This is a genomic window from Chitinimonas taiwanensis DSM 18899 (assembly GCF_900119825.1).
Taxonomy (GTDB): Bacteria; Pseudomonadota; Gammaproteobacteria; order Burkholderiales; family Chitinimonadaceae; genus Chitinimonas; species Chitinimonas taiwanensis.
In genome coordinates, this window is the sequence record NZ_FPKR01000014.1 from 78,155 (window position 1) to 90,238 (window position 12,084).

Here is a 12,084-nt window from a genome sequence, read left to right on the forward strand (position 1 = left end):
GGTTTCAGCACTTGCGGGCCTTCTTGGGTTGGTCTTTGTCCTGGCCTTGCTGCTCGACCGCATTCATCAGCTGCTCAACCTGATCCTGCACGGAAGGCTGGGTATTGCCCAAGGCAGTCAGGATGCTGACCGCCTGCACTGACTCATTGCCGATCTGCTCGCTCTCGTCCACCGGCGTGGTACCCGGATAGGGTGCGCCACTGGCGTCGCGTACATCCAGCACGCCCGAACCACTGCTCAGTGTCAGCTTGTCGGCCGGCACATTGGCGCGCAGCAGAATGCCGCTCCCGGCCTTGGCATTCAGGGCACCCGCACGCACATTCATGCCGCCCGGCTGGGCCGAACTGATGCTGCCCTGGCTGGCGAGCAGATCGACCGCGCCCGTGCCGGCATCCAGCAAAGCCAGGGTCAGATTGCCCAAGGCGCTGTAGCGAATCGCACCGCCATTCGATTGCGAACTGGCCGCCGCACTCATCAGCAGATCCCCCCCGGCTGCATTCAGCAGCAGGCTGCCACCCTGGGTGCTGATGCCTGCATTCTGCTGGATGCCGCCGGCCGACTGGATTTCGCAATTGCCGAGCACATTCAGCGTGCCATTCAGGGTTATCTCGTCGTTCGCACCACTGCTCACTGTTTGCAGCAGTAGGTCGCCACCGACCTCCAGGCCGGCACTGCCGATCTGCAAGGGGCTGTGGGTCAACAGGGTCAGCTTGCCACCCGATTTGACCAGGCCGGTGGTGCTCAGGCCACCAAAACTTTCCACGCGCAGATCCTGCCCAGCCTGTGCGCCGCTTAGCGTGAGCGCCTGATGATTGACGAGGTCAATATTCGCCCCGGCTTTCAGGTCCAGGCTCGCGACCTGGCTGCTCAAACTGATATCGCCACCCGCCTGCAGACTGGCCGTATCTGCCACCAGCTGCTTGGCCTGTCCGGCTAAACCTTGGATGCTACCCAGCGCGGTCAGTTTGACCTGCTTGGCGTTCAGGCTCAGCAGACCGATATCCGCCCCACTCTGCAGTACGACATTGCTGGCGCTGCTGATCGTGGCGCTATAACTGCCGCTGCCACTGAAATCGGTCAGGCTACCGCTATTGTTGACCTGCAAGCTGGCCAGGCGCTGACTGCCATCCGCATACAGCTCGCCCGCCGCCTGCAGATCGGCCGACAGCGTATCCAGCTGCAGGCGCTGCGCCGCGCTACCCAGGCGCTGCGCGCTCAGCTGCACGCTGCCCGCGCTGAAGCTGCCATCCAGGGCCACATCGCTGCTGGCCTTGATCGCGCCGCTGCCTGCATTGGCCGCTACCTGGCTGGCTCCCTGGGCCTGCCAGTTGATATCGCCACCCTGGCTGCTCAGCTTGGCCGTGGCTGCCGTGCCGCTCAGCTGGATGTCGGCACCGGCCAGGCTACTGGCGGCATCGAGGGACGCGGTGTTGATCTGCAGCGCATTCGCGCCGCCAATCAGGCCGGCGGCGCGCAGGGTGATCTGGCTGCCCGTCAGCCGGCCGCCTTGGGCGTTGATCGCGCCCAGGCTGTCCAGCATCAGGCTGCCGCTGCTGTTCAGGTCGGTGTTGAGGTTCAGCTGGCCGGCCTTCAGTTCGAACTGCCCGGCTTGCCAGGCCGTGCCGCCCTGGCCGCTCAGGCTGCCTTGCAGGGCATGCAGCTGAGCCAGGCCGCTGACGCTGAGGCTTTGCAGCTGCAGGTCGCCGCTTTGCGCCTGCACGGTCAGATTACGGCCCTGGCCGCCGACGCTGGCGCTGACCTGGCTGCCCGTGCTGCTGTTCAGGCTGATGTCGCCGTCCTGGGTGCTCAGCTGAGCACTGCCGCCCTGGCTGTTCAGGGCGATGGCGGCATTGCTGCCCGTGGTGTGGGCGCTGAGCTGGCTGCTGTCGACTGCCAGCGCATTGCCGGCGCCGATGCCTTGCACGGCCTCTAGGCGGATATTGCTGGCCTTGAGTAGGCCGCCGCTGCTGCTGATGGCGCCACCGGCAGTGAGGCCCAGCAGGCCGCTGCCGGCATTCACGGTGCCGCTATAGCTGAGCGCGCCACCCGCCTTGAGTTGGGCACCCACGCTGTCCAGGCTGCCCAGGCTCAGTGCACCGCTGCTATCCAGCTGGACGCTGCCGCTGCCGGCTTGCACGCTGGTCAGGCTGAGGTCGCCAGCCAGGGTCTGCACCTGAATCGCGCCGCCCTGGCTTTGCAACAAATCGAGCTGGGTGTTGCCACTTTGCGCAATCAGGCTGATAGCGCCGCCTTGGCTGCTCAGCTTGGCGTTACCACCCTGGGTTTGCAGATAGATGGCCTTGCCGCTGCCGCTCACGCTGGCTTCCAGCTGGCTGGCATCAACCGCCAGGGCCTGGTTGAGCGCACCGATGCCGTTCGTGGCTTGTAACAGGATGTCGGCTGCCTTGGCAGATTGGCCGGCTGTACCATTGATGCGCGTGGCCGAGACGCTGAGTGTGCCCTGGCTTGCATCCAGACCACCCAGCTGCAGGGTGCCGTTCGACTGCAAGCGCATGTCCGCGCTCGAACTGGCCGCCAGCTGACTGCCATCTGCGGCCAGCACATCCAGATCGCCACCGGTGGCACTCAGCTGTAGTTGCGCGCCGTTCTTCTGGCTGTCCAGATAAAGATCAACCGCTGTCGCATTCACACTCGCGCCCAGCACGCGCAGACGCCCATCGGCCTGGGTGGCATCGCCGAGCCGACCCGAGGTCAATAGGCTGATCGTGCCGCCGCCGGCATCGATTAGGCCGCCCAGGCTAGCTGCCGCAGCATTGCCATCGATCGACACATTACCGCCCTGGCTCTGTACCGTGAGCTGGGCATCGCCCATGGCCAGCAGATCGATCAGCCCACCCTGGCTGTTCAGGTTGAGGTTGCCGCCAGTGCTTTCCAGGTACAGCGCCCCATTGCCGGTGCTGCTGACCGTCTGCGTGGCGCCACTGAGCGCGACCCGGGCCGCTGGCGCGCCGATAGACTGTGCGCTCAGTTGCAAGGGGCCGTTCAAGGCCTGCAGCAACGCATTGCTATTGATGGCACCAGTGCTGCTGAGATTCAGCGCGCCGGCACTGAAGGCATTCGCACGCAGCAAGGACAGGTTGCCACCGACATCCAGGCGCAGATTGCTGGCCGTGCCGAGCTGGCTTTGATCATCGAGCAGCACATTGCCGCCCAGCACCAGGTCCAGATCACCATCGCTGCGCAGGATATGCGCGCTCGCGCCGCCCAGCTCGCTGACATAGCTGCTGCCAGTGCTGGTACGGACCTCGAACTTCCCGCTGGCATCCGTCACCAGACGCTGGGCTGCGCTGCCGATGCTGCCTGCGCTCAACAGCAGGTCGCCGCCCTTGATACTGACACCCGCAGCAACAGCCAGCAGATTACCGTCAGTACTGAGCGAGACCGCCCCACTACCCGCCTGAATCTGTTGCAGCGTCAGCTCAGCCCCATTCAGGGCCGTAACCGAAATCTGGCTATTCGCGGTTTGCAGATCCAACACGGCCGGGGTGTCGGTTTCCAGATCAATCGCCCCTTGCCCATCCTGGCTGCTGCGGGCTTTGATTGTCTGGGCGCTCACACGCAAGCCACTATCGGCACCGAAGATGCCTTGCGCGGCATTCAGTACCAGTTCGCCTGTCGCGGTGACAGTACCGGCACCTTGGATGCTGGCGCTGTCCGACTTCAGCGTCAGTTGGTCGGCACTCAGATTGGCGTCCAGCTGAATGCCGCCGCCGGCCTGTAGGTTCAAATTTCCGGCGTGGTTGTAATCCGCACTGACCGTCAGGCTTGCATCAGCGCCGGTCGCTTTCAACTCCAGCAGATCCGTGTTGATGCTTCCAAGCTCATCTATCGACAAGCCCAGTACGCCCTCACCATCCACACCGCCCAGATCAATGCGGGTGCCCGCGCTACGCGTTTGCAAGCTGAATTTGGGTGCCTGTAGTGGTGCTGTACTCCCCTCAACCATCGCGGCCATCATCGCAAAAGCTGGCGGAGTGCTATTCAGATCCAAGGCATCCGTCGTGATGGCAAGCTGATTACCGGCAGTTAGAGAGGTAATGCCCTCGCCAGTCATCAGGCTCAAGGTGGCCGCATCGATCGCAAGGGTATCGAGGGCGTTGATACTGAGATTACTGACGACCAGGCCACCATTGGACTTCAGGCTGATATTTTTGCCCGCCATGCTGCTGTAACTTGTTAGCAACAGCTCGCCGCCCAGGGCGTGCAGGCTCAAATCAGCCGTGCCAGTATTAATGGGGCCGGCATTCTCCAGAGTCATGCCGTCTGCGCTTTGCAGGAACAGTGTCTGATCATTGCCCAGATTCAGGCTGGACACAGTCAGGTAATCACTGCTGACAATATGCGCGCCGGCCACGCTGGCGCCGCTGCCACCCAGATACAGCGAGATGGCTTCACCACCACTGCGCTTGGCCAGCTGCAACGCTTCATCCGGCGCGGCCGTACCGATCGCACCGCCATAGCCGTTCCCCGCCACATCGCGCTGCAAATTGATCAGATCGCTACGTAGCACGGCGTTGGCACCGCTGCCCGTCAGGGTGCTAGTCGTGGAATACAGATAGATGCCACTACCAGAATTACCGGTCTCGATACCCGCATTGTCCAGGTGGATCTTGCCGCTATTGCCTAGCACCACATCGCCATACTCGTGCCGCATACCGGAGCCGCCGATCAGCAGGTCCGCGCCATTGCGCACATCCAGCGCCGCACTCGAGCAACTTCCGGTTGCGCACAGTAGCTGTGCCGATAACTGGCCGATCTGGTTATCGCTGCTCAGCAATGTGACCTCGCCACCGCTGCCGGTGGCATTGTTGATGCTCAGATCCAGCTGCTTGACCTGAATCCGCCCCAGCGCCGCCGAGGTGTTCTGGCTGATGCTGCCGTTGTTCACCTGTAGTGCCGCCCGGCCATCCCAGCTGATACCGCTGCCATCGATGCGTAGATTGCTGTCCTGGACCCGCACATTCAGCTGCTTGTCGGTTGCATCGGCCAAGGTTGCCTGCAGCGCTACGGCGCTACTGCCCGCGCGCACATTCAGCAAGTTCACATCACCAGCGGTATTGATGGTCAGCGTATCCGCCACCAGGCTTGCTTCGCTGGACTGGCTGATCCCCAGCGCGCCAGCATTGAAGCGTACCGTGCCGGAACCTGCGCTCAGTGCGCCCCCAGCCTGGGTGATGCCCTTGCCGGACAGATCGATCAGGCCGAAGGTCGTGACATCGTGATTGAGGTTCAGCGTACCCACGCAGCCATAGGCCGCACACAGGGCCGAATCATTGGCAAATAGATTGAGGGTATTGCCGTTGCTGCTGAACAGCGCGTTCTGGACGATGTCATTCCCGGCCCGGATCTGCAGCATGCCGCCTGCGCCGAAATCCGCCTCGTTTTGGACATTGTGCCCAGCACTGATCTGCAGATCGCCAATGGCGCTGATCGCGCCAAGGGACAGTACATCACGGCCCGCGTTCAGGTTGATGCTGCCGCCGGTGCTGCTCAGCGTGGTGCCGGTCTGCAGGCTGATATCGCGGTCAGCCTGCACGCTGATGTTGTAGAAGGTTGAGGCAACGCCGGCCGAAGCATCAAAGATGACATCCTGTGTCGCCGCCAGTGTCACATCGGCCGAGGCGCCGAACAGCGCAGCGACATTCGTGCTGTCGATAATGAAATCGGTCGGATCAAGCAGGAGCTTGCCGATCTGCCCCTTGGGGGCACTCAGATCGACCGCAGTCTGGAACTGCAGATGGCGCTTGCCGGACACTTCGGCAAAGCCGCCATTGCCGCCCAGTACACCACCGCGCGCGCTGATCTGGCCATGGGCCGCAGTATCCTGATCGGCCCAGACGATGATCTTGCCGCCGTCGCCCTGCTGGCCAGCACTGGCATCGAGGCGCGCCTGACTGCCCAGCTCAGTGAACTGGGCGTTGCGGATAGCGGCATTCTTACCCTGGTAATCGCCACCGATCAGGATGGTGCCGCCGCCCGTGGCGCCACTAGCATCAAGCTGCCCATCCACCTTGACCTGCTCGCCCAGCACGGTGATCTGGCCACCCTTGCCGGTCTGATGCGCAACGTCGATCTGGCCGAGCACGTCGGCGCGCCGCCCGGCATCCACCACAACGCTGCCACCACCCTGGGCCTCGGTCTGGCTGGCGCCGGCCAGCTGTACGTCACGGCTGGCCTTGAACAAGATACGCCCGCCCTCGCCCAGCTCGGTGCGGTTGGCACTGACCAGGCCCTGCTGCTGGATCGCGGTCGCGAAAATCCCGATCCGCCCCTGGCTGGCAATCAGCTGGCCGACATTGAGCACCTCGCCGGCCGGCGCGGCGATCTTGACCCGCAAGCTGGTATCCACCCCGTCCACCAGTTCCACGCTCTGGCCGGCAGCCAGCAAGACCTCGCCCTGCGGCGAGACGATCACACCATGGTTGTGCACATTCGGGGCGATCAGGTAGACGAAGCCGCCACTCGGGGTGCTGATGCTGGCCGCATTGCTGACCGAGGCGGTGGTAGTACCGCTCAGACGCAGCTTGCCGGCCTGGAAATCCGCATCGCTGATATTCAGCGTGGAGGCCAACAGGCCCGCCACGTCCACCTGGGCGCCCTGGCCGAACACCACCCCGTTCGGGTTGATCAGGAAGACCTGGCCGTTCGACTGCAGCTGGCCAAGAATCTGCGAAGGGTCCTGCCCGACGACCCGGTTCAGCACCGCGCTTTGCGCGCTTTGCTGCACGAAACGGGTCAGCTCGTGCGGCTGGATGGAGAAGGACTGCCAGTTGATGATGGTGCCCGGCGTATTGCTGATCACCAGGCTATTGCCCTGCTGCTGTAGCTGGGCACTGCCCGCCACCACCTCGGCGCCAGCCGGATTAGCCTGTGCCAGCGGCGCATAGCAGGCCAGCGTGGCAGCAAACATGGTATTCAGGGCAAAGCGCGGTGGCTTTCGACGGGTATGCATGTCCAAACTCCTTCCATCCCTAGGGATGGCCGGGCCGCCCAAGCGGCCCAGATCATAGATATCAATCAATACTGACTTGCTTGCGCAGAGCCGAACTCAATAGGACAACAGGGCCGAGGCATGCGCCTCGCTATCGCCCTTGCGCTGGCCGCCGCCCTCTTTCAAGGCGCGCGCCCAGTCCAGCTTGAACTGCGCGTACTTGCCCAGATTCAAGCGTAGCCCCAGGCCCGCGCTGGCCAGCTTGGCAGAACGCAACTCACCTGGCAGCGGCTGATTGCGGCTCAGGCGGCCCCAATCGGCAAAGCTCAGCAATTGCAGGCGGGTATCGGTCCAGTCCAGGCGCCGCGCTAGGTCCGGCGTGTACAGCTCCACGCTGGCATTCACGCCTTCATCATTGGCCAATACGCGTTCCTGATAGCCACGCACGCTGCTGGCGCCGCCCAGGCCAAACCATTCGCCCGAGGGCAAGGCATCCGGGCTGAGCTGGCCATTCAAGCTGGTGCGCAGCAGCCATTCCTGCGGCAGGCCTAGGTAGCCGCTCGCGCCAAAGCGCAGCAGCTGGTAGTCGTCATTATCAATGGGCTGAGCCGGTGTGCCGGGCCGGCCGGATGCACGGGCCAGATCGTCGCCATGCGGCAGATTGCGCGCATAGCTGAGGTTCCAGTCATACGACCAGCCACTGCCCTGTGACTGGGCCTGATAAGCCAGGCTGAGCGGCTGGATGAAGTACTGCTGCTTGCCCTGGCGGAAGCCGAAGAAGGTAGTCTCGTTCTCGAAACGGCGCCAATCGATGCCCAGTACCAGCTTGTGCTGGTATGCGCCACTGGCCTTGAGGCCCAGGTTGTAGCGCGCGCCCGCCACGGTGCCCTTGCCACTGACATTGAACAGGCCCTGCAGGGCGCCGGAACTGACATTCGAGTAACCGGCAAAGGCGCTCAGGCTGTCGCCCCAGCCATACAGGGGCAGCTTGTAGCCAAGGCCAAAGATCTTCACCTGCTCGCCTGATTCCGGGGCGGTGGTGAATTGCGCGGTCAGTACCTGATCACGGTCGAACAGATTCGCATGCTGGTAACCGAGCGAGAGGCGTGTACGGCCAGTTTCCTCGCTGCCGGTATTGTCGGCTGCCAGAAAGGCCCGCCACGGCTTTTCATCTTGCACGCGCACCAGCGCATCCACGCTTTGCGGCTGGGAGCCGGCTTGCAGTGCCACACTCAGGCGCCGCGATGGGCTTTCATTCGCCAAGCGCAGCGAGGCGCCCATGGCGCCGGTATTGGGAATCTGTCCACTCTGCAGGGCGGGCAATGCGCGGCGGATATTCTCGGCGCCGAAGTAGAGATTGCCCTCGATGCGCACCTGATCGAGCTTGGGCTCAATGACCTGGAACACCACCTCGCCGTCGCGCAGCTCCTGCTCGGGCAGATAGACCTGCAAGCTGCCAAAGCCGGCGCGCCGGTACAGCGCCTCCAAGGTCTCCAGCGCGCGCTGCACATCGCCAAAATCGCGTTGCTCGCCGGCATGGGCGCGCAGCGCCGCATCGATCTCGGCCTGAGGCAGCACGGTATTGCCCTGCACCAGGAACTGGCGGATGGTGAAACGCAGGGTGTCATCGGCCTGGGCAAGGCTGCCCAGGGCAAGCAGGATGGCAATGGCGTACGACTTCATTCTGACCTCGGTCTGGCGTTAGGGCCGTACTTTAACGGTCAGCGTGCAGCGGGGGAAACCTCCGATTGGGGGAAATATTCTGTCGGCATGCCAGAAAAGGCCCCAACCAAGGCTAGAAGCCGCCCATGGACATCGATTGCAGCAAGGACATGCCCTGCTCAGACACATAGTGGCGGAAATTGAATTGTTTCAATTGACGCAACACCTGGTTGGGATCGAATTTACCCGAGGAGATCTGATCACGGATGCGTTTGAAACGTCCGCATTCGAGCAACAAGGCCTGGCGGCGCTTATTGACCAACTGCACATGGTGGCGCTCGATGATCACTGACAGTTGCAGCCAGAGCAGCAGGCCGGCGGCCGGCCACCACCATTCGGCAAACAGCGAGATCACGCAGGCCAGCACTAGCAGCAGATACCAGACCAGATCGGCATTGGGAAAGTCGGGCGCCCAGTTACCGAGCTTGGGCCAGTTCAGTTTGAGCTGGCTGATGATGCGCTCGCGGTCATTCGCATCGCGCTTGAGGCGCGCCCAGATCGCATCGAACTCCAACGCCACATACCATTTATCGTACAGGCGCGATTCCAGCCATGCGGTCTGGCGGTAATTGCCGATGCGCGTGGCCAGCAGCTGCCGGTAGTCGTCGGACGCCAGCGGCGGCAGCAGCTCCCATTCCGGGTGGGCGAGCTGGCGGCGCACCATGAGCGGAAAACCCAGCACATCGATCAGCTCAGCCTTGCGCGCCTCGATGGCCGCGCGGTCGAGGCGGCCGTCCATACTGTCCAGATTGCTGTACTGCTCGATAAAACCATCGAGCTTTTCCAGCACCGGTGGCACCAACGGATTCTTGACCAGCTGGCGGCGCAGGTTCTCGGTTTCTTCCAAGATGGCCGGCACCAGAAACTGGGCCTCGGGTGGCCAGGGCATGCGCAGGAAGCTCTCCACCTTGAAGAACACTTCCTCGTAATGCGAGGCAAACGCGCGCTTATAGTCTTCCTGCGCCTGCGCATCCTTGTCGCGCTCGCCTGTGGCCAGCGGTGGCGAAGGCGGCCGGCGTTGCAGGTCGAGGCGCAGATTATTGGCCATTTGGGCGAATTCCGGCGCCACGCCGATGCGGGCAAACATCGGCCCGAGTTCCTTATGGCGCTGACGTAGCTCGTCCAGCTCCTTCCAGATATCCCACTGCGGTTTTTTGTTCTCGGCCATGTGTACAGCTTACGCGATGCGGCAGGCGTCCTCGAAGGCCAGGCGCGGATTGCGCGCATGCAGCTGCTGGCCATCACCGTAACCGAGGTTGATCAGGAAGTTGGAGCGCACGCTGGTGCCGGCGAAGAAAGCCGCATCCACCTTGCTGTTGTCAAAACCCGACATCGGACCACAATCCAGGCCCAGTGCACGTGCAGCCAGCAGCAGATAAGCGCCCTGCAGGCTGCCATTGCGAAAGGCCGTGGTCTGGATCGCCGCATCATTGCCAGCGAACCAGCTGCGCGCATCGGTATGCGGAAAGAGCGTGCCCAGCTGCTCATAGAAGGCCAGGTCGTGCGCGACGATGACGGTGACTGGCGCGGCCAGGGTCTTGGCCAGATTGCCTTCCGACAGCGCCGGCGCTAGCAGCTGCTTGGCGGCGATCGACTTCACGAACACGAAACGGGCCGGCGAGGCATTCGCGCTGGTCGGGCCCCATTTGAGTAGCTCGTACAGCGCCTGCAAGGTGCTGTCCTCGACCGGGCGGTCGCTGAAATGATTGTGGGTACGGGCTTGGCGGAAAAGCTGATCGAGGCTGGCGTCGGAGAGTGGCGTGGACATGGCAGGCATCAGGTCGGTTCGAATGGAGGCCAGCATAGCCGGCCAGCCTCGCAAACGCTACTGATGCCGCTCACCGCCTAGGCCTTGGCCTGTTCGGCCAGGGCCAGCAGCGGGGCCAGCTTGGCCAGCAAGGCCGGCAGATGCGGCCGCACGGCCTCCTCGCGCCCCTCGGCCAGCAGGGCCAGCGCTTCATGGATTTCGATGGGCGCAAGCGCGGGCGCCGGCAAGGCCGGTGCTTGCAAGCGATTGCCGCCCAGCTCGATGGCTTCAGCCAAGCGTTGCAGCGACAAGCTGAACAGCGGCTCGAACTCGCTCAGCTGGTCCACCGTGGCACTACCCACGCCGGCACTCACCGTCACGCTCAGTGGCTGGCCTTTGAAATTGATCTTGGCCGCGGCGATGATCTCGCACAGCCGCTCGGCATAACGCAGGCTGCCGGCCAGGTCGGCGTACAGGAAGATGCCGAAACGCGGTCCTTCCAAACGCGCCAGGATCTCTTCCTTGCGCAGACGGCTGGCCACGGTCTTGGCCACCAGGCTGACCACCTGCTCGGCCACCGCACTCCCCACCCGCTCGCACAGCGCCGGATAGGCATCGATCTCGAAGACCAGCAGGGTCGCCTCACCATGCACGCGCAGCGCATGCGCCATCAGCTTCTCGCCGTGCAGCTGGAACATATGCGGGGTAGCCAGGCCGGTCTGCACCTCGGTGGTCGCCGTACGCGCCTGATTAACCTCGCTGGCACGCAGATCGCGGGCGGTCTTTGCAAGCTTAGCTGCTGCCGTGACCCGTGCCAGCATCTCGGCGCGGTCGGTGGACTTGGTCACGAAATCGTTCGCGCCGCGCTCCACCGCCAGCTGCTTGGTCTCGGCATCCTCCTCGCCCGAAATGATGATCACCGGGGTATGGCGAATGCGTGCATCACTGGACTTGCGCACGCGGGCCAAGAGGCCGAAGCCATCCAGGCGCGGCATGCTGAGGTCACTCATCAGCACCAGGATGGTGCCGTCCGCCATCAGGCGCTCCCAGCCCGCCTCGCCATCGGCCTCTTCGATAATGTCGAAACTGGCGGCCAAGTGCTTCTTGACGGTGGCACGGACGATGCGCGAATCATCCACCACGAGGATACGTGGGCGATCGCTGGCGAGTTCAGTTTGCGTCATGACGTTTGAATAATTTCAATTGGAAGCGACAATCTAGCACAGGCGGGCGTCGGACTTGTATTGCGACGCAACAGGCGATTTGTTAAAACCGCCACACGCCCATTCTGCAGAAGCCGGCCATGCCACTCAGCTACCGTGTTTATCTGTCTGCCTTTCCGCTTGGCTCCAGCGAGCCAGCACGGGTATTGGCTGCCATCCGGGCGGACTGGGTTAGTCCATCCTGGGTTTCCAGTCGCGCGCTCGATGGCGCCTGGCTGTTCGAGATGCAGGCCGAAGCCTGCGCGCCCGATGTGGACGAGGCGGCGCTGGCCGAGCGTCTCACCCTGCTGATCTGGCGCAAGCTCGGGCGCTACGTCAAGGTCGTGGTGGATGCCAGCCCGGGCGAGTCGGATGAAGCGCGCCGGCGCGAACTTGGCCAGACCGAATACCGCAAACTGATGCGCCTAAACTAGTCGCTTCGTTCACTGTAGGTCAGCGAG

The 12,084-nt window shown here is 63.2% G+C and carries 6 protein-coding genes; 1 reads left to right on the forward strand and 5 read right to left on the reverse strand.

Going from position 1 to position 12,084, the window contains the following annotated elements; translation table 11 throughout:
* Nucleotides 1-4: 4 nt before the first annotated feature.
* From BT173_RS16590 to BT173_RS16610, 5 genes are all read right to left on the reverse strand, one after another.
* Nucleotides 5-6,973, reverse strand: a complete 6,969-nt coding sequence (locus BT173_RS16590) for a two-partner secretion domain-containing protein (RefSeq protein WP_072429792.1) — start codon at nt 6,971-6,973, stop codon at nt 5-7.
* Nucleotides 6,974-7,069: 96 nt separating this feature from the next.
* Entirely contained in the window at nt 7,070-8,635 is a 1,566-nt protein-coding gene (locus tag BT173_RS16595; RefSeq protein ID WP_072429793.1) for a ShlB/FhaC/HecB family hemolysin secretion/activation protein, read from the reverse strand.
* Nucleotides 8,636-8,747: 112 nt separating this feature from the next.
* Entirely contained in the window at nt 8,748-9,842 is a 1,095-nt protein-coding gene (locus BT173_RS16600) for a hypothetical protein (RefSeq protein WP_072429794.1), read from the reverse strand.
* Between the two features lie 9 nt (nt 9,843-9,851).
* Nucleotides 9,852-10,442 carry a malonic semialdehyde reductase gene (locus BT173_RS16605; protein WP_072429850.1) on the reverse strand — a complete coding sequence of 197 codons (591 nt, stop codon included), beginning with the start codon at nt 10,440-10,442 and terminating at the stop codon, nt 9,852-9,854.
* 77 nt (nt 10,443-10,519) lie between these two features.
* Nucleotides 10,520-11,605, reverse strand: coding sequence for a response regulator (locus BT173_RS16610; RefSeq protein ID WP_072429795.1), 1,086 nt, complete (start codon nt 11,603-11,605; stop codon nt 10,520-10,522).
* Nucleotides 11,606-11,724: 119 nt separating this feature from the next.
* On the opposite strand from BT173_RS16610, the gene BT173_RS16615 reads away from it, so the two are divergent.
* A complete protein-coding gene (locus BT173_RS16615) occupies nt 11,725-12,057 on the forward strand; it encodes a hypothetical protein (protein ID WP_072429796.1) in 333 nt (110 codons plus the stop codon).
* The last annotated feature ends 27 nt before the right edge of the window (nt 12,058-12,084 follow it).

What these genes read in the sequence shown, in the direction of transcription:
- BT173_RS16590 (WP_072429792.1), bottom strand. Translation starts at nt 6,973, where the DNA reads ATGCATACCCGTCGAAAGCCACCGCGCTTTGCCCTGAATACCATGTTT.
- BT173_RS16595 (WP_072429793.1), bottom strand. Translation starts at nt 8,635, where the DNA reads ATGAAGTCGTACGCCATTGCCATCCTGCTTGCCCTGGGCAGCCTTGCC.
- BT173_RS16600 (WP_072429794.1), bottom strand. Translation starts at nt 9,842, where the DNA reads ATGGCCGAGAACAAAAAACCGCAGTGGGATATCTGGAAGGAGCTGGAC.
- BT173_RS16605 (WP_072429850.1), bottom strand. Translation starts at nt 10,442, where the DNA reads ATGTCCACGCCACTCTCCGACGCCAGCCTCGATCAGCTTTTCCGCCAA.
- BT173_RS16610 (WP_072429795.1), bottom strand. Translation starts at nt 11,605, where the DNA reads ATGACGCAAACTGAACTCGCCAGCGATCGCCCACGTATCCTCGTGGTG.
- BT173_RS16615 (WP_072429796.1), top strand. Translation starts at nt 11,725, where the DNA reads ATGCCACTCAGCTACCGTGTTTATCTGTCTGCCTTTCCGCTTGGCTCC.